A 1196-nucleotide genomic window follows, 5' to 3' on the forward strand; every position below is an offset into this window, starting at 1 on the left:
TGGACGCCACCGAGACCCGTACCGAACAGCCGGAGGCCCAGCGCGCCCTGGCCCTGCCCTTCGAGGCCACCGCGCTGCTGGAGGGGCTGCGCCCCTGGGTGGAGTGCGAGAGCCCCACCTTCGACGCCGCCGCCGTCAACCGCATGATGTCGCTGGCCTCGCGCGACCTGGCGCTGCTCGGCGCCCGCGTCGAGCGCATCCCCGGCCGGATGGGCCTCGGCGACTGCGTGCGCGCCCGCTTCCCGCACCCGGATGGCGAGATGGAGGGCGGCATCCTGGTGCTGGCGCATCTCGACACCGTCCACCCCGTCGGCACGCTCGGCGCCCTGCCCTACCGCGTCGAGGGCGAGCGCGCCTTCGGCCCCGGCATCTGCGACATGAAGGGCGGCACCTACATCGCGCTGCAGGCGATGGCCGCGATGGTGCAGGCCGGCATCGCCACGCGCCGCCCCGTCACCTTCCTGCTGACCAGCGACGAGGAGATCGGCAGCCCCTCGACGCGCGACCTGATCGAGGCCGAGGCGGCGCGGCACGAGGTGGTGCTGGTGCCCGAGCCGGCGCGCCCCGATGGCGGCGTGGTGACGGGCCGCTACGCCATCGCCCGCTTCAACCTGCGCACCACGGGCCGGCCAAGCCATGCCGGCTCCGCCCTCTCCGACGGGCGCAGCGCCATCCGCGAGATGTGCCGGCAGGTGCTGGCGATCGAGGCGATGACCACCGAGGCCTGCACCTTCTCGGTGGGCGTGGTGCAGGGCGGGCAGTGGGTGAACTGCGTGGCCACCCATTGCGACGCCGAGGCGCTGACCATGGCCAAGCGGCAGGCCGACCTCGACCAGGCCGTGGAGCGGATGCTCGGCCTCGCCGCCGGCGCCGCCGACGTGCAGCTCGCGGTGCGGCGCGGCGTGACCCGCCCGGTGTGGGAGCCGGATGCCAACACCATGGGCCTCTACGCCACGGCGAAGGGGCTGGCGGCCAAGCTCGGCTTCGCCATCAGCCACCAGAGCGCCGGCGGCGGCTCGGACGGCAACTTCACCGGCGCCATGGGCATCCCCACGCTGGACGGGCTGGGCGTGCAGGGGGCGGGCATCCACACCCTGCAGGAGCACCTGCTGATCGACAGCCTGGTGCCGCGCGCGCGGCTCTTCGCCGGGCTGCTGGCCAGCGTCTGAGGCCGGCCGGGCGCGGGGCCGACAGGG

1 protein-coding gene is annotated in these 1196 nt (G+C 74.8%); it reads left to right on the forward strand.

What is annotated here, in order from left to right; all coding sequences use genetic code 11:
- Positions 1–47: 47 nt before the first annotated feature.
- Positions 48–1169, forward strand: a complete 1122-nt coding sequence (locus ACZJYS_RS24365; RefSeq protein ID WP_493180654.1) for a M20/M25/M40 family metallo-hydrolase — start codon at positions 48–50, stop codon at positions 1167–1169.
- Positions 1170–1196 lie beyond the last annotated feature (27 nt).

The sequence above is a fragment of the Roseomonas sp. TS2 genome (genome assembly GCF_058833935.1).